This is a genomic window from Halorubrum sp. SD41 (assembly GCF_058630335.1).
The window spans coordinates 1-20,492 of record NZ_JBZVGZ010000012.1; the positions used below are offsets into that span (position 1 = coordinate 1).

Consider the following 20,492-nt stretch of genomic DNA (forward strand, 5'->3'; position numbering starts at 1 on the left):
CGTTGGGTTTCGGGAGTGAGTATCGCAGATCGGTAGCAGTGAAATAGTATTTAAATACCCGTGAGCGACGGCGACCTCGCGGGCTCGCTCGCGGCCGCCGGTGGCGGCCGCTCGCAGGCGCGCCACTGCCTGCCATTTATAACCGGTTGTCGCCGTCGCTCACGGTTATTTAAATACTATATCACTGCTACCGATCTGCGATACTCACTCCCGAAACCGATCGAGAAGCAACTCTCATCGACCGGCTGTTTCAGGCAAGAATATGTCTGAAGAATAGAGTTTCAACAGAGCCACGGGAATACATCTAAAGAGAGGGATTCCGACGGAGCCGCCCTACTCGAACGCCTTGACGCCCAGCGTGGAGGCCGACGCGCCGCCGATCACCATCGGGAGCCAGTAGACGGCGCCGCGGAAGACTAAGACCGCGGCGGTGATCGCGGGGGCGGCGACGCCGGTCGTCGGGACGAGCAGGCCGACGAGCGCGGCCTCGATACCGCCGAGTCCGCCGGGCAGCGGCGTCGCGCCCGCGACGTACGACAGCGGGACGACGAAGACGGGGACCAGCGGCGAGATCGGGTGCCCGACCGCGGCGAACGCGACGGTGAGCGCGGCGGCCTGGAAGAGCCAGCCGAGGAGCGAGAGCGCGACGATCCCGAGGAGCCGCGGGCGGTCGGTGCCGACCCGCTCGATGTCGGCGAAGAAGTTCCCCAGTCGGTCGGCGAGACCGGCCTCGACCGCCTCGGCGTCGAACCGGTCGAACCGACCGAGGAACGGGCCGACCGCGCCCGGCACGCGGTCGACGACCGCCACGCGGTAGCGCCAGACGAACGCGATCGCCGAGACGATCGCGGCGATCAGCGCGACCGCGCTCGCGACGGCGAACCCGACGCGGTCACCGACCGCGGTGGTGGCCGCGTACGACCCCACGCCGAGGAACACGAGCGACGCGGAGGGGACGACGTTGAGTACGTCGACGCTCGCGATGCCGACGAGGCCGGTCTCGTATCTGGCTTCGCCGACCTTCGAGATGAGCGCCGCGGCGACGGGCTCGCCGCCCGCCTGCCCGAACGGGGTGACGTTGTTCGCGAAGGCGGCGCCGCTGTAGACCAAAAAGGCGGTCCAGACCGACATCTCGACGTCGAGCGCGCCCAGCACGGCGCGGAGCATGAGGCTCCACGCCGCGAGCCAGCAGAGGCCGAGGCCCGCGGCCGCGGCGACGAGGGCCGGGTCGGCGGCCGCGAGCGCGTCGACCACGCGGTCGACCCCGACGACGACGAACAGCACCGCGAAGAGGAGGACGGCGCCGGCCGACCCGAGGATCAGCGCGCGCCGTTGTGGGCCTTCCATAGAACAGGTGACGCCGTAGCGAACTTGAAACGTCTGCTTCGCGTCCGCCGGGACGACGGGCCTTCCCGCGTCTCGGTTCCGCCGTCGGGACCCTGCTCCCGGGCCGGGAATGAGAATACATACGTACCGGCGGGCCGACGACCCACCCAATGGAAGATCAGCGGTTCCTCGAGTCGGACTGGGACTACTGCCTGGTGCTCGACGCGTGCCGGTACGACGTGTTCGCGGACGTGTACGACGAGTACCTCGACGGCACGCTCGAGAAGCGCCGGAGCATCGGTTCGTCGACGCCGGAGTGGGCCTACCGCACGTTCACCGGCGACCACGACATCGCGTACTTCTCCGGGAACCCGTTCATCAACGACCTGGGGATCCCGCTGAACGAGCTGAAGTGGGGCGCCAGCTGCGACTACGAGTGGACCGCCTCCGAACACATCAGCGACATCCACGACGTGTGGAAGACCGACTGGGACGACGACCTCGGGACCGTCCCGCCGGAGGGGCTCGCGGACGCGTTCCACCGCAATCGGGACGCCGTCGAGCGCGCCGACCGCACCGTCCTCCACTACATGCAGCCGCACGCGCCGTACCTCTCGCGGGGCAAGGGACAGAAGCTCAAACAGATCCAGAAGGGGATCAAACGCCAGGAGGAGGAAGAAGAGAGCGAGGGCAACGACGACGACGGCGGGCTGCTCTCCTCGCTCAGCGACTCCGTCCGCCCGAAGATAGAGAGCCGGCTCGACGACAGCGAGTTCGCACAGAAGGCCGGCCTGTGGCTCGAACTCGACCCGAAGGACCTCGTGACGGACGGCACGCGCGTGACGGCGCTGTCGATGTACGAGGAGAACCTCCGGATCGCCTTAGAGAGCGTCTCGGAGCTCGTCGAGGAGCTCGACGGCGACGTGGTCGTCACCGCCGACCACGGCGAGGCGTTCGGCGAGGAGGGCGTCTGGGAGCACCACATCGAGACGTACATCCCCGCGCTGATGGAGGTCCCGTGGCTGGAAGTCGAGTGACCGGCCGCGACGGGTCCCGAGACGCGAGCGCCGCGCGGCCGCGAGCGCCGCTCCACCGATGAAGGTCAGCCACTACTTCGAGTTCGAGGAGCACGTCACCGGCGGGATGGCGGCGTCCGTCGACCACCAGCGGAAGATGTTCGACCGAACTGGCATCGACTACACCACCGAGCCGACGCTGGACGCCGACGTGCTCCACCTGAACCTGATGGGGCCGCGCTCGGTCTGGTACGCGCGCCGCGCCCGGAAGGCCGGAATTCCCGTCGTCGCGCACACCCACGTCACCGCCGAGGACTTCGGCGACAGCTTCCGGTTCACGAACGCGCTCGCTCGCCCGCTGAAGCCGTACCTCCGGCGCGCGTACGGACTGGCGGACCGGCTCGTCTGCCCCTCCGAGTACAACCGCGACGTGATCCGCGGGTACGCGGACGTGCCGACGACGGTGATCTCGAACGGCGTCGACCGCGAGAAGCTCGACGGGTTCGAGTCGCTGGAGGCCGAGTACCGCGACCGCTACGACCTCGACCCGCCGACGGTGTTCATGGTCGGCCACGTTATCAAGCGGAAGGGGTTGGAGACGTTCGTCGAGACCGCCCACCGCATGCCGGACGTCGACTTCGTCTGGTTCGGCCACGTCGACCGCTCGCTGAAGGGGCGCGAGACGACGCGGCTCATCGACGAGTCGCCGTCGAACTGCACGTTCACGGGATTCGTCGACGATATCCGCGGCGCGTACGCCGCGGGCGACGTCTTCTGTTTCCCGACCCACGAGGAGAACGAGGGGATCGCGTTACTGGAGGCGATGGCGGCCGGGAAGCCCCTCGTCGTGCGCGACATCGAGACGTTCTCGTGGCTCGACGACGGCGAGGACTGCCTGAAGGTGGGCAGCGAGGGCGACGAGGGGAGCGCACCCGGCGGAGACGACGCCTCCCGCGGCGACAACGTCGAGGGGTTCGTCGACGCGATCGACGAGCTCCGCGACCCCGAGCGACGGGCGGAGCTCGGCGCGAACGCCGCCGCGCGCAGCGAGGCGTTCTCGATCGACGCGATCGCCGACCGCTACCGCTCGCTGTACGCGGAACTGGTGTAGCGGTCGCCGAGCGGCCGACTCACGACCGATCGCGGATTTTTGCGAAAACCGCAGTTGGTATGTCCGCCGACCGACTCCGTAGAGGCAAATGACCCGAGTGAGCGTTATCGGCTGCGGCAACATGGGGGGCGCCCTGCTTCGGGGGCTCGCCCGCGCGGAGGGGTACCACCTGACGGCGATCGACCTCGACCCCGAGGCGCTCGCCGCGATCGAAGACGCCGTCGACGAGACGACCGACGACGTGGCGGCGGCGCGCGACGCCGACGTCGTCGTCCTCGCGGTGAAGCCGGACGTGGCGCCGGCGGTCCTCGACGACCTCGACCTCCGCGCGGACCAGCAGATCGTGACGCTGGCCGCGGGGCTCCCCCGAGAGTTCGTCGCCGAGCGCACCGATGCGCCCGTCGTCCGGATCATGCCCAACCTCGCGGCGGAGACGGGCGACATGGCCGCGGCGGCGACGAACGAGGGCCTCACCGACGAGGTCCGCGCCATGCTCGACGCGGTCGGCGAGTTCGTCGAGGTCGACGAGTCGCTGATGCACGTCTCGACCGCGGTCAACGGCAGCGGGCCCGCCTTCGCCTTCTACCTGATCGACGCGATGAAGCAGGGCGGGATCGACGGCGGGCTCGACCCCGAGCAGGCGGAGACGCTGGCCGCCCAGACGTTCAAGGGCGCGGCCGAGACGGTGTTACGCGACGACCGGAGCGTCGACGAGCTGATCGAGGCGGTCTGCTCGCCCAACGGCACGACGATCGAGGGGATGGACGTGTTGTGGGACAGCGACGCCGACGCGGCGGTCGAGGACGCGGTCGCGGCCGCCGAGCGCCGGTCCCGCGAGCTCGCCGCGGAGTTCGACGATGGCTGAGGACTCGGGCGCCGAGCGCGTAGCCGCGGCCGACGCCGACCGCGTGGGCGCGACCGACGGCGAGCGGGTCGCGGCCGCTCGGCAGGAGGCGGCCGCGGCCGACCGCGTGATCGTCAAGGCCGGGACGAACTCGCTGACCGACGACGACTCGCGGCTCGACCGCGTGAAGCTCGACAAGCTCGTCGCGGACGTGATGGACCTCCGCGAGCGCGGCACGGAGGTCGTGCTGGTCTCGTCGGGCGCCGTCGGCGCCGGGACAGGTCGGCTCGACGAGGGGCCGGAATCGCGCGACGGCGTCGACTCGATCGCGGAGAGTCAGGCGCTCTCGACGGTCGGACAGGGACTCCTGATGCGCCACTACACGCAGAGCTTCGAGCGGTTCGACCAGGACGTCGCGCAGATCCTCGTGACGGGGACCGACCTCGACGCGCCCGAACGGTTCGACAACTTCACGAACACCGTCGAGACGCTGCTGTCGTGGGGAGTCGTCCCGGTCGTCAACGAGAACGACGCGGTGGCGACCGACGAGCTGCGGATCGGCGACAACGACATGCTGTCGGCGTCGATCGCGATCGGGCTCGACGCCGACCTCCTCGTGACGCTCACCGACGTCGACGGCGTCTACACCGGGAACCCGAAGCGCGACGACGACGCGGAGCTGATCGAGGCGGTCGACGACGGGTACGAGCGGCTGCGGGAGATCGTCGGCGACGGCACCGAGACCGACTTCGGCGGGATCCGCACGAAGGTGGAGGGGGCCCACGACGTGAGCCGGAACGGGATCCCCGCGATCATCGCGGGCTCCGCCGAGCGCGACGTATTAGCGCGGATCGCAGCGGGTAAGCCGACGGGCACGCTATTCGTGCCGAAGACGGGTGACGATTATGAGTGAGAGCCACACCGAACCGGACACCGACGTCGAGGCCGACACCGACGAACTGGCACGCCGAGCCGAGCGCGCCGCCCTGCGCCTCGCGAATGCGGACCAGGCCACCCGGAACGAGGCGCTCCGGTCGATCGCCGACGCGATCCGCGAGCGGGAGGCGGAGATACTGGCGGCCAACGCGGAGGACGTCGAGGCCGCGGAGGAACTCCTCGCGGACGGCGAGTACACGCAGGCGTTGGTCGACCGGCTGAAGCTCGACGCGACGAAGGTCGAAGAGATCGCGTCGATGGTCGAGTCGGTCGCCGAACAGGACGACCCGCTCGGCGAGACGCTCGCGGCGCGCGAGCTCGACGAGGACTTGGAGCTGTACCGGGTCGCCGTGCCGATCGGCGTCGTCGCGACCGTCTTCGAGTCGCGGCCCGACGCCCTGGTCCAGATCGCGGCGCTCGCGTTGAAGTCCGGCAACGCCGTCGTCCTCAAGGGCGGCAGCGAGGCCAGCGAGTCGAACCGCGTCCTCCACGAGGCGATCGTCGAGGCGACCGCGGACCTCCCCGACGGGTGGGCCGCGCTCATCGAGGCCCACGAGGAGGTCGACCGCCTGCTCGAACTCGACGACCGCGTCGACCTCGTGATGCCGCGCGGCTCCTCCGAGTTCGTCTCCTACATCCAGGAGAACACCCAGATCCCCGTGTTGGGCCACACCGAGGGGATCTGTCACGTGTACGTCGACGCCGACGCCGACCTGGAGATGGCGGCGGACGTGGCATTCGACGCGAAGGTCCAGTACCCGGCGGTGTGTAACGCGGTCGAAACCCTGCTGGTCCACGAGTCGGTCGCGGACGCGTTCCTCCCGGACCTCGTCGCGCGCTACGAGGAAAGCGGCGTCGAACTGCGCGGCGACGAGCGGACCCGCGAGGTCGTCGACGTCGACCCCGCGACCGAGGCGGACTGGGACACGGAGTACGGCGACCTCGAACTGTCGATCAAGGTCGTCGGCGACGCGTACGCCGCGATCGACCACGTCAACGACCACGGCTCGAAACACACCGAGTCGATCCTCACCGAGGACTCCGAGACGGCCGAGACGTTCATGACCGGCGTCGACGCCGCGAGCGTCTTCCACAACGCTTCGACGCGGTTCGCGGACGGCTACCGCTACGGCCTCGGCGCCGAGGTCGGCATCTCGACCGGGAAGATTCACGCCCGCGGCCCGGTCGGGCTGGAGGGGCTCACGACGTACAAGTACTACCTCGAGGGGGACGGCCACCTCGTCGCGAGCTACAGCGGCGAGGACGCGGTCCCGTTCACGCACCGCGAGCTCGACGGCGCCGAGTGGACGCCCGGCGGACGGTAGCCGAGGCGGACCCGTGGGAACGGTCGCCGCTCACCCCTGTAACAGGTTCATGACTTCGTCGGCGACCTCGGGCTCGACGGCGACGACGTAGCGCTCGCCCGGGGTCAGCGACGTGTCTGAGCGGGCGATCCGGTGGCCGTCGGCGTCGGAGACGACCACCGCGCCCGCCGGGAAGCGGACCTCGGTGAGCGACTTCCCGGCCGCCGGCGCCCCCTCCGCGACCCGGACGAGCATGATGTCGAGGTTGCCCGTCACGTCGGCCAGCGTCTGGACGTCGCTGCCGAGGACCTCGTTCGCCGCCACCCGGGCCCCGGCCCGCTCGGGGAACAGCACGGCGTCGACGAACCGCGTGTACGCCTCGCCGGCGGTGCGGTCGATCCGGGCGACCGTCCGGACCCCCGGGGAAAGCTCCGTGGCGGCCAGACAGACGGCGAGGTTCAGCCCAGTCTCGCCGGTGAGCGCGGCGATCGCGTCGGCGTCCTCGATGCCCGCCTGTTCGATGATGTCGGGGTCCGTCGCGTCGCCGCGGATCACCGTCGCGATCCACTCGTCGGCGATCTCGGAGACGACCGCCTCGTCGCGTTCGACGATCGTCACCTCGTGGCCGCGGTCCGCGAGGATCTCAGCCGTCTGGAAGCCGACGCGTCCGCCGCCCGCGATCACGATGTCGAGTGCGCTTGGCATGGGTTCAGTCCTCCGTCTCCGGGGCCATCTCTGCCTCGGCGGCCGCCGGCCCGGAGTCCGGCTCCGCGCGCAGCCTGTTGAGTGTGAGGTACGCGGCCCCGCCGAGCAGGATCCACCCGGCGCTGAGCCCCAGCGCCAGCGGGTCCGTCCGCAGCAGGTACTCCACGAGCACCCCCGTCAGGATCAGGTTGAGCGCGATTCCGATCAGCGGCGGGGCGGGGTAGAACGGCATCTCGTAGGGGCGGTGCATGTTCGGGCGCTCGCGGCGCAGCCTGATCGCGGCGACGTTGACGATGACGAACGACAGCAGGAAAAAGAGGCTCGACATGTTGCCGGCGCTCTGGGTCGGCAGGGCGACCGAGCCGAGCATCACCACCGCGCTGGCGAGGATCGCGACGAACGGCGTCCCGTAGCGGTGGTGGATCTGCCCGAAGGAGGGGAGCAGCTGTCCCTCGCGTCCCATCGAGAACGCGACCCGAGAGGAGGCGATCACGACCGCGTTCAGCGCCGTCAGCGTCGAGAACACCGCGCCGAAGACGACGAGCGCACCGCCGTTTTGAATGATCGGCAGGCCGGTCGGCATGAACGAGGTCGCCGCCTCGGCGATGCCCGCCTCTCCCGCCTCGGCGAGTCCGCTCGCGCCGAGCGTCCCGACGGCGACGGCGACGACCGCCAAGTAGACGACCACGGTGACCGCGAGGCTCGCGAAGATCGCCTTCGGGATGTTCTCGCGAGGGTTCTTCACCTCCTCGGTGACGGTGGTGATGAGGTCGTACCCCTCGAAGGCGATGAAGGTGAGCCCCATCGCCGGCAGCACGGCGGCCGCGCCGCTGCCCTCGGGGAACAGCGGCTGGAACTCGGCGCCGGAGAACATCGGCGACGCCAGTCCGAAGGCGACGAACACCAGCAGGATCGCCACCTTGATGATCGTGAACACTGTCTCGGCGCTTCCGCTGGCGGCGGTCGAGACGGCGTTGAGCGCGACGAGCCCGAACACCGCGGCGAACGCCAGCAGGAACCCCACCGGGACCGCCGCGTCGACGACCGGCAGGGCCAGGGCGCCGACCTCCTCCGGGGGCCGGACGACCCCGTACACGTGGAGCAGTTCGAGGAAGTTCGGGGCGAACCCGAGCGCGTACAACGCCCCCGCGATCATGTAGGCGAACCAGAGCATCCACCCCATGATGAACGACGAGAGGTCGTCGAAGATCTCGCGGACGAACGCGTACCCGCCGCCGCTCTTGGGGATCGAGCTGGCGAGTTCGGCGTACGAGAGCCCGGTGAAGGCGGTGACGACGCCGTTCAACGCGAAGACAGCGATCGCCGCCGGGCCAGCGATCTCGGCGGCCAATCCGGTCAACACGAAGATGCCGGCGCCGATCATCGCTCCCATACCGATCATCGTCGCGTCGAGCAGCCCCAGTTCGGCCTCGGGGGACCGGGTCTGTTCCCCGCTCATCGCTCGGGAACGTTCCGTCCGAATTCGTCCATCGTACGCTCGGATTCGAGCGGTCTCGACCACTTCATATCCGATGAGAGTTTCCCCGACCTGGGAATCGTGTCGTGGGCTGATAACGGTTTATCCGCGGCGCCCGTGCCCGGCGTTCCGAGCGTGTAGGAACGTCGGCCGGATTGAAGACGACGCGGGCCGAGACGCGGCACGATGACCCGAACGAAGCGGTTCGTCATCGCCGGCGGGGGTCGGGTCGGGCTACAGACCGCGAAGAACCTCACGGAACAGGGGCACGAGGTGCTGCTGATCGAGGTCGACGGGGACCGCGTTGAGGAACTGGCCGACGAGTACCTCGGACCGGTGATCCACGGCGACGCCACGGAGCAGTCGATCCTCAGGCAGGCGGACCTCGGCGACGCCGACGCGATCGCCGCGCTCACCGACGAGACGGAGACGAACACGGAGATCTGCCTGACGGCCCACTACCTCGAGCCGTCGATCCGGACGCTCGCCCGGTCGGAGACGGCCACGGAGCCGGACCACGACGAGGTCGTCGACGCGACGCTCCTCCCGCAGTCGCTCGGCGGCGACCACGCGGCCGACATGCTCACGGGCGAGGGGATTCGGACGCTCGTGTACCCCACCGCCGACCTCGACATCATCGAGGTGACGGTCGCCGAGTCGGCCCCAGTCGCCGGACGACGGCTCGACGAGGTCGCCCTCCCGGCGGGCAGCCTTCTCATCTCCACCGCGGACCGGGACGGTCTCGCCGGCCCCGAGACGAAGCTGGAGGCCTCCGAACGGTACATCCTCGCGGTGGAGTCCGACGTCGTCGACGAGGTCGTCAACCTCTTTCGAGGCTGATCTCGTCGTCCCCCACCGGACGCCGTGACCGGGTTTCGCTGGATCGCCGGTGACCGCCCGTCGCCCCAACGCCACACTATTCGATATAGCGAGATACGATTTATTTGTTCGGGTTCGAACTGATTTCCGTCGCTTCGAGAGCAACGAATAGGAGGTCTCGCCGCCGGTCCGGACGCACTTCGGAATAATTACCCCCGCCGCATCCGCATCGACGCCCATGGTCGACTCCGACTGGGGCGACTGGCTGCCGCGCGCGGTCGCGGACGCCGACCCCGACACGGTGGCGCTGTGGTACCTGGGCTGTAACGGCTTCGCGATCAAGGGGAGCGAGGGGACCGTCCTCTGGATCGACCCGTACGTCGGCACGGGCGACCCGCCGCGCACGATACGCATGATACCGATTCCGTTCGATCCCGAGGACGTGGAGGCCGCGGACGCCGTGCTCGCCACCCACGAGCACACGGACCACGTCCACGGCCCCTCGCAGGCGCCGATTCTGGAGAACACCGACGCCGACCTCGTCGCGCCCGACGACTCGCTCGCGGTCGCGCGCGAGGAGGAGGCGTGGACCGAGGAGTACGCGGTCGAGGAGGCCGCCTTCACCGAGGTTCGGGAGGGCGACGAGCTGCGGATCGGCGAGTTCACCGTCCACGTCGTCGAGACGCGCGACGCCGACGCCACCCATCCGGTCGGCTACGTGATCGAACACGACGCCGGCACGGTGTTCCACGCCGGCGACAGCAAGCCCTCGCCGTCCTTTACCGGGCTCGCGGAGCGGTTCGACATCGACATTGGCGTCCTCGCGTTCGGCTCCGAGGGAACGGTCCCCGACAAGGAGACGGGCGAGCCGGTCCGGACGAAGTGGTACAGCGACGAGAACGAGATCGCGACGGCCGCGAACAACCTCGGGCTCGACCGGCTGGTGCCGACCCACTGGGACATGTGGAAGGGACTGACCGCCGACCCGACCGCGCTCCACGACCACGTGCGGAGCTACGAGTCGCCGGAGCGGTTGGAGATAGTCGAGATCGGCGATCGGATCGACCTGTAGACGGCAGTCGAGCGGGCGTTTTCCCGGCGTTTCGGTTATCAACCACGAAACCCGGCCCGTGGAATTTAAGCCCCTGCTCCGGGACGTGCGGATATGAGCGAACGGACGGCGGAGGCGGCCACGACCGTCGACGAGGACGGCATCCGCGTCGAGAAATCCTTCACGGACGACGCGTTCCCCGTGCCCGCGGTGATGTACACCCTCTCTTCGCACCGCGAGGACCCCGTACGGGTGCGTATCGTCGACCGGATCCCGGAGTCGTTCCCGATGGACCGGGTGGGGTTCCACCCGGAGTACGAGAGCGAGAACTGGACGGCGTACAAGGACCACCGGGTGGAGTTCGAACGCGTCATCGACCCCGACGAGAGCGTCGAGACGGTGTTCGGGATCCGCGACGAGGACCCGGATCTCGACGGGTTCCTCGGGACGCCGGTGATCGAACACGTGCCCGTCGGCGAGGAGATAGAGGACGTCCTCGGCGCCGGCGACACGGACGCGGTGCGAGAGGTGCTCTCCGGCGACCGCGCGACCCTCCCCGGAATGGCGGAAGACGACGGGCTGTTGCCGGAGGATCCCGCGGAAGGGTCCGACGAGGCGTCCGAAACCAAGGAGTCCGACGCGGAGTCCGCCGAGGACGAGGCGGGGGAAGACCGTGCGGAACCGGACGCTGACACCGAGGAGCCGGAGTTCGACGCCGAAGCGCCGGAACTCGACGATAAGGAACCGAAACTCGACGACGAGGAACCCGACGCTCCCGAATCTCGCGCGGTCGACGAGGGCACGGCCGCCGTGACCGCACACGAGGGCGACCCGGTCGGTGCCGCGACGGAGACCGAGGTCGAACCCGAACCGGCGGACGACGAGGGTCCCGACAAAACGCCTGAAACCGACGAGACGGGCGCTGAGAAGTCCGATGATGACGAACGGCAGGTCGCCGAAGGCGACGAGACCGAAGCGGACGAACCCGCGAAGCTGCCCGGCGAGGGCGGCCTCGCGGCGGCGCTGGCGGCCGAGATCCGCACCGGGGCGGCCGCCGAGGAGGACATCGCCACGATCGAGGAGGCGTTCGAGGGCGGCGTGCCGCGCAGCGTCGACGTGCGGATCGCCCGCCTCCAGTCGAGCGTGGCCGACATCGAGGCGTACGCGGACGCGCTCGCGGAGTTCATCGACGGCGAGGGGACGGCGCGCGAGATCCTCGACGGGATCGACGAGCGCGTCGACGCCGTCGAGTCCGAGGTCGACGCCCTCGACGACCGCCTCGACGCGGCCGACGACGAGCGCGAGGAGATCGCGTCGGACGTCGACCGCGTCGACTCCGCGGTCGACTCCGCCTCCGAGGCGGTCGACGCGGTCGGCGAGCGGGTGGACACCGTCGAGGACGACGTTGAGGCGGTCGAGGGGGACGTCCGTGGCGTGGAAGCGGACGTGCGGGCGGTCGAAGACGAGGTCGCGTCCGTCGACGAGGCCGTCGAGTCGGTTCAAGACGCCGTCTCGACCGTCGAGAACGACGTCGACGACCTCGTCGCCGACGTCGAGCGGATGGAAGGGCGGGCCGACGCGGTCGAAAGTACCGTCGACGACTTGGGCGACGACGTCGAGACGCTGTACGAGAAGGTCGACAGAGCGGCCGGACGCGCGGAGAACGCCGAGGATCTGGCCGAAGATGCGGATGAGCGCGCCGCGGACGCCGCCGAGCGCGTCGACGACGTGGAGTCCACGCTCGACCGCTTCGACGAGGAGTTCGACGACCTGTGGAACGACCTCGCGGAGGTCGACGCCCGGCTGACCGAGGTCGAGGACCGGCTCGGCGAGGACCTCGACGACGTGTCGGCCGAGCTGGACGAGATCAACGACCACCTCGAAGAACTCGACGAGTTCCGTAGCCGGCTCAACGAGGCTTTCGGCCCCTAAACCGACTATTCCTGACGCTGCGGCGCCGCCGTGGAACGGCGCAATCGCGTCCCGCCGCACCGGTTCAAAAACGCAACCCGTTTTACGCGCCCGGCCGCAGATCGATCAATGACAGATCCGGTTCCGGTCGCCGTCCCCCGTAAGGGACGCCCGCTCGAAGCGGTGTTAGAGCGGATCGCGGCCGTCGCGGACGACGACCGCCTCGACCGGCTCGCGGACGGCGTGAGCAACACGCTCCGGTACGAGAAGGCCGTCACGAAGGGGTCGGTCGACGCCGACGCTGGCCCGTACGAGCGGCTCGCCGAGTACTCGGACCCGGAGACACCCGCCGAGCCGGAGTTCACGCTGCTGCGCGACGATCGGAACGGGAAGCCGCGTCGGATCGTCTTCGACGCCGCGACGGTCGATCTGGGCGACGTGACGGTCAAGCTCGTCGGTCGCGAGGAGCCGTTCCGCGCGCTTCGAACCCACGAGTTCGCGCTCGGATTCGACTCCGCGGACCTCGTCTTAGAGGAGGTGGTCGGGATTCGAGACGCCGGGCTCGGCAACATCTCCGACATCAACGACCGCATCGACCCGGTCGACACCGACGTGCGCGTCGTGACCGGGCTCGGCGACACGGTGTACCACACTCTGATGGGACGCGAGGACCGACGTGCCCCGAACACGACCTTCGACCGCGGGTACCTCGCCGACTACGACGGCCCGCTGTGTATCTCGCCGCGGTACGAGCGCCTCGTCACCGCCGTGTTGGGCACCGACGCGCTCGACGGCATCGAGTTCGTCTATCCCGACGCGGACGAGGAGGAAGAGGCCGCGATCGCCCGGGTCGGCCTCGGCGTGTACCTCACCGTCACCGGCTCCACGGCGCGCGAACACGGGCTCTCCGTGGGCGAACACCTCTTCCCGAGCGAGACGGTTCTGATGCGTAACGCGGCCGAGACAGGCGGTTCCGTCTCCAGCGTCCTCCGGGCGCTCGAACACGAGGCGGCCGACTCCGAGATCCGCGTCTGAGTCCACGTATCGTATAGCGGCATGGAATATACGTGTGCGGACTCAGATGGGCTTCGGCCCGACGCGCGCGATCGACTCGTCGCGAGTACCGCGGAGTAGCCAAACGATCTGCGATCCACGCGACCGTTTCGAACTACTGCCGACGACGCACCGTGGGCCGTGCCCGGATACTCGGGACCGTTGGCCGAGCCGGTTGGTAGGGATCCGAGGGCGGTGGACTTCGGGAGGCGTTTGGGTGAGTTTTGCGACTCCAAGAGATATTCGAATATCTGGACCCTGAAGTCCCGATTGAGGGTGCTAGAATTCGAGATATTACTTTCGCGGCGGCGGAGACAGAGTACCACTTGCCGAGATAAGGTCACTTATCCAGAAATCTGGGATAGATTGAAGGCGCGGCCGTGAGAACCGTCGTCCGAGAACGATGGGAGGCGATCGACAGTCGGTGAAGACGTACGTGCCGACGGAACAGAAGGAGGTGTGGCGCGACCACGCCGACGAGCTTGACATGTCGCTGAGCGAGTTCGTCAGGACGATGGTACAGGCCGGGCGCCGGGGATTCGCCCCGGCCGACTCGGGAGACCGCGAGGAACCCCCGTCCGAGGCCGCCAACCCCGGGGGTCACGACCTCGAAAGGGCCGTCCGGACGGCTCTCGAATCCGGACCCTGCTCGTGGGACGAACTCGTCGAGGCGGTGGTCGGCGACGTGGAGGACGAGCTGGAGTCGACCCTCGACGACCTCCAGGAACGAAACCGGATTCGGTACAGCGGACGGGATGGGGGGTACGTTTTGGCCGATGAGTAGCACCCGCGCGGCCCCCGATCCCGACGACCCGATCGGTTACTTCCTCGAAGATCTCACCTACCACGGCAAGACCGATCGGACCAGAGCGGCGTACGAGCGCGTCCTCAGGCGGTTCGAGGAGTTTCTCGACGGCACGGAACCGAGGGCGGCGACCCACCGGGACTGTATGTCGTTCGTCCACTCGCTGCGGGGCGACGTCACCGACAGCACGGTCGCGACGTACGCGGCGTACCTCCACCGGTTCTACGGGTACATGACGGAGGTGGGCGCCTTCGACGGCAATCCGATGACGCTGGTGATGGAGGAGATGGACGAGACCGTCGACAAGGACCCGGCGCGTCGCGACATCTCGATTCCGGCGATGCGGTCGTTCGTCGCCGAGATTCGCCACCCGCTCCACCGCGCACTCGTGGTAACGCTCCTGAAGACCGGGATGCGTGTCGGCGAGCTCTGTAACCTCGATCTACGCGATCTGGCCGTCGAGGACCCGGACCTCGAAGAGGCCTACTCGTTGGGGAACCGGCCGGCGCTGTCCGAGCGACCGAATTCGCTGTACGTGACCGCCGACGCGACCGTCGGCGAGGAGCTGAACGGCGAGGTCCGGACGGCGGCGAACAAGCGGAAGCGCGGGACGGTAATCCCGGTCGACGACGAGCTGCGCCGGACGATGAAGGCGTGGCTCGCGGTGCGGCCGGACTCGCCGTCGCCCGCTGAGCCGCTGTTCGTCGGTACCGCGGAGGGGTGGGGCGAGCGGCTGGCGCCGCAGGCCGTCAGACACGTCGTCGAGCGGTACGCCCGCGAGGAGGGGTGGTACCGGACCGGCGGCGGCGCCGACGAGAACGTGACGCCCCACTACTTCAGGCACTTCTTCACGACACATCTCCGGGACCGGACCGGTGACCGCGGCGTGGTCAAGTACCTGCGCGGTGACGTCGCCGACGACGTGATCGACACCTACACCCACAACTGGGGCGACCAGGTCCGGGAGACGTACGAGGCGAACGTCTATCGGCTCCTCGTCTGAGCGACCGAGCCGGTTTGGTCGTATTCAGTTGACTTCGGTCGGTCAGGAATCTGTTCGACGCGAGACTGATAAATCTTATATCGCGATATACAATTCGGGGTCGCGCGGCGCAGACCGGGAACCCCGCTCCGAGTGGTCGGACTGCGGGACGGACCGTGAGACGGGTCGACCCCGACTACACTTTCGAGGAGGCGGCGAGCAGGTCGGGGACCGACTGACCGGTGGCGTCGGGGATCTCGAGGGTGACCCGCTCGGCCTCGTACGTCTCCATGATTGCGCCCGGTCCGCCGACGGTGAACTCCTCGGTTCCGTCGTCGAGCACCAGCGCGTTCTCGATCGGGATCTCGTTCGTCGTCGGTTCGACGAGCCCCTGTCGCACCTCAGTTACCCGCCCGCGCCGCGTCTCGAACGGCTCAGAGGACCGGGAGGGACGCACGGACACCTCCGCGATCAGTTCGCGGTCGCGGCGGCGGTGGAGCGTCGCGTCCAACACCGCGTGCCTGAACCGGTCGTACGTCACCGGGGGGTCGCTCGGCCCGTCGACGTAGACCTCCGTCGCGAGCGGCCAGTAGTTCCCGAGGAACGAGCCGACCAGCGCCGGCGAGAGCCGGTCTTCGGTGAAGCCGATCGCCTGCTGGTCGGTGGGGGGCCCGACGACGACCTCGGGCGGGGAGAACAGGCCGTGGGTCCGGTCGACGCTGAGGATCATCGGCCCGGTGTGGTCCCAGACGCGTACCGCGCTGCCCAGCCCGTCGAAGCGGTCCCTGTCGACCCCGTCGGTTCCGTCGTCGTCGTTGACCAACACGAGGGTGAGCACGCCGCGGTCGACCACGGACCTGAGGTCGTCGGCGAGGTCGGAGACGATCGACGCGTGGACCGAGAGGCTCACCTCGTTTTCCGCCTCCCGGAGCAGCCGCGCAATGCGGTTTCTGACGGTCGAGTCCGACTTGAGGACCTCGTATCGCCGGTCGACCTTCGGGTCGGGCTCGTAGAGCGCGTCCAGGTTCCCTTCGAGCGCGGAGAGGGTATCGGAAAGCCGGTCGACGACGGTCGATGGATCCGTCGCCCGGACGGTCGTCGGCGTCTCATGGTCGTGTATCTCGACGAGCCCGCGGTCCTCGAACTCGCCCAACACGTTGTAGACGTATCGCTTTGATACGTCGGCCCCCTCGGCGATAGCGCTCGCCTTCGCCTCGCCGAGGGTCAGGATCGTGGTGTACGTGTCGATCTCCTTGTCGGAGAACCCGAACGACTTCAGTTGGTCCCGGAGGCCGGGATCGGCTCCGCTCATGACGCCGTCCTTTCACGGGACGGATAATGAAGTACCCGGACGGGCCGGGAGTTCGGTCCGCCGGTCAGTCTTCCTTCGCGTACGGCTCCCCGACGGCCGCCGGCACCCGCGTGTATCCGACCGCGACGAGCACGACGAGGACGGCGACGTACGGGAACAGCCCCGTGATGCTCCCGGGAAGCGAGATGCCGGCGGTCTGTAGCTGGATCTGGAGCATGTCCATCGCGCCGAACAACAGGGACGCCCCGTACGTCCCGAGCGGGTTGTAGTTGCCGAACAGGTACGCGACGATCGCGATCCAGCCGCGGCCGTCGACCATCGTCACTCCCGTCCCGGTGAAGCCGCTCCCGATGCCTATCGACAGCACCGCGCCGCCGAGGCCGGCCGCGAGTCCAGAGAAGACGAGGGTGGCGTAACGGACGCGGTTCACGTCGACGCCGGCCGTGTCGAGCGCCTCCGGGTTCTCTCCCGCGGCCTGAACCCAGTAGCCGTACCGGGTCCGGAACAGCACGACCCACGCGCCGACCGCGAGGAGGACCGTGAACAGGACCAGCGGCGACGCGTCGAAGAACAGCCGTCCCGCGATCGGAACCTCGGAGAGGACCGGCACGGCGACGTTGTCGATGTTCGGCAGCGACGGGCTCGAAACGCCGCCCCAGACGATCGTGGAGATGAACGGTCCGAAGCCCAGCCCGACGAACCACACCGCGAGCCCGGCGACGATCTGGTCGGCCTCGTAACGGATCAGGAGGACCGCGAACAGCGCCGCCAGCAGGCCGCAGACGAGCGTCGCGGCCAACACGCCGACCCAGAGATCCGCTTGGCCGACGGCGTCGCCGCCGGAGACCGTCCAGGCCGCGACCGCTCCGAACAGCGCGCCGAATATCATGAACCCCTCAAGCCCGATGTTGAACACGCCGCTCTTCTCGGCGTAGAGCCCGCCGATTCCGGCCAGCGCGATCGGCGTCGCGGCCTGAAGCGCCCGCTCCATCGCGCCGACCGTCACGAGGTCGCTACCGGGGATATCGGCGACGAGGAACGCGAGCAGGACGGCCGCGAGCAGCGCGAGACCGCCGACGAACGCCGCGCGGTCCGCCAGCGCGTCGCGGACGGCGCTCATCCGTCGTCACCCCCGAGGCCGGTGTACCGTCCGGCGGCGCGAAACAGCTCCGGCGCCGCGACGAACAGGACGATCAGCCCGATCACGCCGTCGACCAGCTCGCTGGGCACGTCGAGCGTGAAGCCGATGTACTGCCCGCCCGCGTCGAGCCCGCCGAAGAGGAGCCCGGCGGGGATCACTCCGAGCGGGTTGTTCGCGGCCAAGAGGCTCACGGCGATGGCGTCGAAGCCGAACGTCGGGAACGTGTTCGGGTCGCTGTAGTACCCCAGGATCATCACGGCGAACAGCGCACCGGCGAGCCCGGCGATCATCCCGGAGAGGGTCATCGTCCGGACGATCATCCGGTTCGGATCGACGCCGGAGTACTTCGCGGCGGGCTCCTGGTAGCCGCTGGTGACGAGGTCGTAGCCGGACCCCGTCTGCGTCATGTACACGTACACGACGGCGACGGTCAGCAGCGCGATCGCGAACCCGATGACCGAGAACGACGGGCTCCCGAATGCGAACCCCGGCAGGTCGACGTAGTCGGGGAACGCCTCCGTGTTCGGCGCCGCCGCCCCCGGCGGACGCAGGTACGCGTCCAACAGGAAGTAGACGACGCCGGAGGCGATGAAGTTCAACATGATCGTCGTGATGACCTCGTTCGCGTCGGCGTACGCCTTCATCAGCCCGGGCAGCGCGGCGTACGCCCCGCCGGCGGCGACGGCGGCCCCTCCGGCGACGATCATCAGGGCGACGCCGACGAGGGCGTTCCCTGGAAGCAGCGGCGCCAGGAACAGGATCGCGAGGGTGGCGGCGAACCCGCCGACGACGAACTGCCCCTGAACGCCGATGTTCAGCACGCCGGCGCGGAACGCGACCGCGACGGCGACGCCGGCCAGGATGAGCATCGTCGACTGGCGGAGCGTGAAGGCGACGTTCGAGAGTTCGCCGACAGCCCCGTACACGAGCGAGTAGACGAACTCGACGGCGTCGTATCCCGACAGGGCCACGATGCCGGCGCCGATGACGAGCGCGAGGGTCGTCGAGACGATCGCGATGGCGATCCGCTCCAGCACGGACGCCCGGAGCATGCGGTCGACGATCCGGTCGAGCGCGGCCCGGACGTGCGAGGGACCGATGTCGCTCACGCGTCTCCCCCCGCGTCGAGCGCGACGGTGTCGGGCCCGTCCAGCGACCGTCCGGCCATCATCAGTCCGAGCTCCTCCTCGGTCACGTCGCCGGGGTCGACCACGTCGACGAACTCCCCCTCGTACATGACGGCGGTCCGGTCGGAGAGCCGCTTGACCTCGTCGAGCTTCGAGGAGACCAGGATCACGGCGACCCCCTCGTCGCGCATCTCGCGGAGCCGCTCGTGGATGAACTCGATCGACCCGATGTCGACGCCCCGCGTCGGATGCGCGGCGACGAGCAGCGACGGGTCCCGCTCGAGCTCGCGACCCACGACGAACTTCTGTTGGTTCCCGCCGGACAGCGACTCGGCGGTCGCGTCCGCGTCCGGCGGACGGACGTCGTACTCCTCGACGATGTCGTTCGCGTGGTCGGTGATCGCCCGCCAGTCGAGGAACGCGCCCTCCGCGAACGGTTCGACGGTCTGGTTGCCGAGCAGCGCGTTCTTGACGAGGCTGTACTCCTGGACGAGCCCCTCTCGCGTCCGGTCACCGGGAACGTACGCGATCCCGGACTCGATGCGCTCCCGCCGGCTCAGCCCCGTGATGTCGTCGCCGGACAGCGCTACGGCGCCGCGTTCGGCGGTCCGCATGCCGGTTATCGTCTCGATCAGCTCCCGCTGTCCGTTGCCCTCGACGCCGGCGATGCCGAGGATCTCGCCCTCCCTGACGGCGAAGCTCACGCCGTCGACTTGGCGGATCCCCCGCTCGTCGTCCGCGCAGACGCCGTCGACGGAGAGGGCGACGCCCCCGGGAGACCGCTCCCGCGCTTCGGCGTCGAAGAGCACCTCGCGACCGACCATCATCCGGGCGAGCTCGTTCCGAGACGTCGCGTCGGCGTCGACCGTCCCGACCGCGCTGCCGTCCCTGAGAACCGTTATCTCGTCGGCCGCCGTCATCGCCTCGTCGAGCTTGTGCGTGATGAAGACGAGCGACCGCCCGTCGTCGGTGAGCGCGCCCATGACGTCGAACAGGCCCTCGACCTCCTGCGGGGTCAACACCGCCGTGGGCTCGTCGAAGATGAGCGTCTCCGCGCCGCGGTAGAGGCTCTTGACGATCTCGACGTGCTGCTGGACGCCGAGGCCGAGGTCCTCGACGTCCGTGTCGAGGTGTTCGTCGACGGAGAACCCGTAGGCGTCGCAGATCTCCCGGACGCGTTCGCGCGCCTCGCGGTCGTCGACGAGCCCGTTCCTCGACGGCTCGTGGCCTAAGACGATGTTCTGAAGGACCGTCATAGTGTCCACCAGCTGGAAGTGCTGATGGATCATCCCGACCCCGGCGTCGATCGCGTCGCGCGGCGACCCGAACGTCCGCGGCTCGCCGTCGACGGTCACCGTCCCCTCGTCGGGATCGTAGAGACCGTACAACACCTTCATCAGGGTCGTCTTCCCGGCGCCGTTCTCGCCGACCACGGCGTGGACCGACCCCTTCCGCAGGGTGAAGTCGACGCCGTCGTTCGCGACGACGTCGCCGAACCGTTTCGTGATGTCGGTGAGCTCGACGGCGGGCGCGTTGTCTGTGGGTTCTGGCATAGTGGAGAAATACTCGCGG

18 protein-coding genes are annotated in these 20,492 nt (G+C 68.9%); 11 read left to right on the forward strand and 7 right to left on the reverse strand.

Annotated features, from left to right (window positions below):
* Positions 1-333: 333 nt before the first annotated feature.
* Positions 334-1,347 carry a lysylphosphatidylglycerol synthase transmembrane domain-containing protein gene (locus AC4NMM_RS06985; protein ID WP_491923913.1) on the reverse strand — a complete coding sequence of 338 codons (1,014 nt, stop codon included), beginning with the start codon at positions 1,345-1,347 and terminating at the stop codon, positions 334-336.
* 149 nt (positions 1,348-1,496) lie between these two features.
* Here AC4NMM_RS06985 and AC4NMM_RS06990 point away from each other — a divergent pair, with 149 nt between their 5' ends.
* The 5 genes from AC4NMM_RS06990 to AC4NMM_RS07010 all read left to right on the forward strand — a co-directional run bounded on the left by AC4NMM_RS06990 (position 1,497) and on the right by AC4NMM_RS07010 (position 6,558).
* Positions 1,497-2,363 carry a hypothetical protein gene (locus AC4NMM_RS06990; RefSeq protein ID WP_096393036.1) on the forward strand — a complete coding sequence of 289 codons (867 nt, stop codon included), beginning with the start codon at positions 1,497-1,499 and terminating at the stop codon, positions 2,361-2,363.
* A 58-nt stretch (positions 2,364-2,421) separates the two neighbouring features.
* Positions 2,422-3,453 carry a glycosyltransferase family 4 protein gene (locus tag AC4NMM_RS06995; RefSeq protein ID WP_491923914.1) on the forward strand — a complete coding sequence of 344 codons (1,032 nt, stop codon included), beginning with the start codon at positions 2,422-2,424 and terminating at the stop codon, positions 3,451-3,453.
* 88 nt (positions 3,454-3,541) lie between these two features.
* A complete protein-coding gene (proC, locus tag AC4NMM_RS07000) occupies positions 3,542-4,318 on the forward strand; it encodes a pyrroline-5-carboxylate reductase (RefSeq protein WP_491923915.1) in 777 nt (258 codons plus the stop codon).
* Positions 4,311-5,210: a glutamate 5-kinase gene (proB, locus tag AC4NMM_RS07005; RefSeq protein WP_096393033.1), complete on the forward strand. Its 900-nt coding sequence runs from the start codon at positions 4,311-4,313 to the stop codon at positions 5,208-5,210. The genes proC and proB overlap by 8 nt, the downstream gene beginning before the upstream one ends.
* On the forward strand, positions 5,194-6,558 hold the full coding sequence (locus AC4NMM_RS07010; RefSeq protein WP_491923916.1) for a glutamate-5-semialdehyde dehydrogenase: 1,365 nt from the start codon (positions 5,194-5,196) through the stop codon (positions 6,556-6,558). The genes proB and AC4NMM_RS07010 overlap by 17 nt, the downstream gene beginning before the upstream one ends.
* A gap of 30 nt (positions 6,559-6,588) precedes the next feature.
* Here AC4NMM_RS07010 and AC4NMM_RS07015 read toward each other — a convergent pair whose 3' ends face one another.
* Together AC4NMM_RS07015 and AC4NMM_RS07020 are read right to left on the reverse strand one after the other, a co-directional pair.
* Positions 6,589-7,242, reverse strand: coding sequence for a potassium channel family protein (locus AC4NMM_RS07015; RefSeq protein ID WP_491923917.1), 654 nt, complete (start codon positions 7,240-7,242; stop codon positions 6,589-6,591).
* Between the two features lie 4 nt (positions 7,243-7,246).
* Positions 7,247-8,701 (reverse strand): APC family permease, encoded by a 1,455-nt coding sequence (locus tag AC4NMM_RS07020; protein WP_096393030.1) that lies wholly within the window; start codon positions 8,699-8,701, stop codon positions 7,247-7,249.
* Positions 8,702-8,905: 204 nt separating this feature from the next.
* On the opposite strand from AC4NMM_RS07020, the gene AC4NMM_RS07025 reads away from it, so the two are divergent.
* From AC4NMM_RS07025 to AC4NMM_RS07050, 6 genes are all read left to right on the forward strand, one after another.
* On the forward strand, positions 8,906-9,559 hold the full coding sequence (locus AC4NMM_RS07025) for a potassium channel family protein (protein WP_096393029.1): 654 nt from the start codon (positions 8,906-8,908) through the stop codon (positions 9,557-9,559).
* Between the two features lie 217 nt (positions 9,560-9,776).
* Entirely contained in the window at positions 9,777-10,610 is an 834-nt protein-coding gene (locus AC4NMM_RS07030; RefSeq protein WP_491923918.1) for an MBL fold metallo-hydrolase, read from the forward strand.
* Between the two features lie 93 nt (positions 10,611-10,703).
* The gene (locus AC4NMM_RS07035) at positions 10,704-12,521 is read left to right on the forward strand and encodes an alanine-zipper protein (protein ID WP_491923919.1); all 1,818 of its coding nucleotides are present in this window, start codon (positions 10,704-10,706) and stop codon (positions 12,519-12,521) included.
* A gap of 108 nt (positions 12,522-12,629) precedes the next feature.
* On the forward strand, positions 12,630-13,535 hold the full coding sequence (locus AC4NMM_RS07040; protein ID WP_491923920.1) for a phosphoribosyltransferase HisG-related protein: 906 nt from the start codon (positions 12,630-12,632) through the stop codon (positions 13,533-13,535).
* A gap of 421 nt (positions 13,536-13,956) precedes the next feature.
* The gene (locus tag AC4NMM_RS07045; RefSeq protein WP_096393025.1) at positions 13,957-14,337 is read left to right on the forward strand and encodes a DUF5805 domain-containing protein; all 381 of its coding nucleotides are present in this window, start codon (positions 13,957-13,959) and stop codon (positions 14,335-14,337) included.
* A complete protein-coding gene (locus tag AC4NMM_RS07050; protein WP_096393024.1) occupies positions 14,330-15,361 on the forward strand; it encodes a tyrosine-type recombinase/integrase in 1,032 nt (343 codons plus the stop codon). Before AC4NMM_RS07045 ends, AC4NMM_RS07050 begins: the two co-directional genes overlap by 8 nt.
* A 175-nt stretch (positions 15,362-15,536) precedes the next feature.
* On the opposite strand, the gene AC4NMM_RS07055 is transcribed toward AC4NMM_RS07050, so the two are convergent.
* From AC4NMM_RS07055 to AC4NMM_RS07070, 4 genes are all read right to left on the reverse strand, one after another.
* Positions 15,537-16,652, reverse strand: coding sequence for a TrmB family transcriptional regulator (locus AC4NMM_RS07055; protein ID WP_491923921.1), 1,116 nt, complete (start codon positions 16,650-16,652; stop codon positions 15,537-15,539).
* A 64-nt stretch (positions 16,653-16,716) separates the two neighbouring features.
* The gene (locus tag AC4NMM_RS07060; RefSeq protein ID WP_096393022.1) at positions 16,717-17,772 is read right to left on the reverse strand and encodes an ABC transporter permease; all 1,056 of its coding nucleotides are present in this window, start codon (positions 17,770-17,772) and stop codon (positions 16,717-16,719) included.
* Positions 17,769-18,845: an ABC transporter permease gene (locus AC4NMM_RS07065; RefSeq protein ID WP_394338334.1), complete on the reverse strand. Its 1,077-nt coding sequence runs from the start codon at positions 18,843-18,845 to the stop codon at positions 17,769-17,771. Before AC4NMM_RS07065 ends, AC4NMM_RS07060 begins: the two co-directional genes overlap by 4 nt.
* Positions 18,846-18,898: 53 nt before the next feature.
* Complete coding sequence (locus AC4NMM_RS07070) at positions 18,899-20,473, reverse strand: ABC transporter ATP-binding protein (RefSeq protein WP_491923922.1); 1,575 nt, start codon at positions 20,471-20,473, stop codon at positions 18,899-18,901.
* Positions 20,474-20,492: the final 19 nt, after the last annotated feature.